Source organism: Blautia sp. HCN-20427, assembly GCF_037890365.1.
Taxonomy (GTDB): Bacteria; Bacillota; Clostridia; order Lachnospirales; family Lachnospiraceae; genus Blautia.
The window spans coordinates 1-547 of record NZ_JBBKBX010000073.1 but is presented as its reverse complement, the minus strand read 5'-3'; the positions used below and the strand labels follow the sequence as shown (position 1 = coordinate 547).

Sequence of the window (547 nt, the reverse complement as noted above, 5' to 3'; positions counted from 1 at the left end):
TTGAATCTTCTTTTCTTGATTCTTCTGCTTGCTCTTTTATATATTTCTGAACTGCCTCATCCGTGATATTACCAATTGTCTCAACATAATATCCTCTTGCCCAAAAGGCTTTATCCCATTTACTTTGCAGTTCTGGATGTCTGTCATAAATCATTAGCGTACTTTTACCTTTTAAGTATCCCATGAAATTTGATACACTCAACTTCGGTGGGATTGCTACACTTAGATGTACATGATCTATACATACTGCTCCTGCAATAATCTCAACATCCTTATATCTACATAGTGTACTAATTATTTCTCTTACATCTTCCCGAACTTTTCCATATAATACTTTTTTACGATATTTCGGGATAAATACGATATGATATTGGCATTTCCATCTGGTATGTGATATGCTTCTATTGTCCATTTGGACCACCTCCTATGTTTGAGTTTGGCTTGCGACACCATTCTCAATATAACATAGGAGGTTTTTTATTGAAATCCTCACCGTTTCCACTTACACTATTCGCCCCAGCATAGCTGGGGGATTAGACTTTTCATT

At 36.0% G+C, this 547-nt stretch carries 1 protein-coding gene; it reads right to left on the bottom strand.

All coding sequences use genetic code 11. From position 1 onward, the window contains the following. Positions 1-412 (bottom strand): IS200/IS605 family transposase (gene tnpA / locus WKT17_RS16255; RefSeq protein ID WP_340273721.1); only part of this gene is annotated, 412 nt, incomplete at its 3' end. Between the last annotated feature and the right edge of the window lie 135 nt (positions 413-547).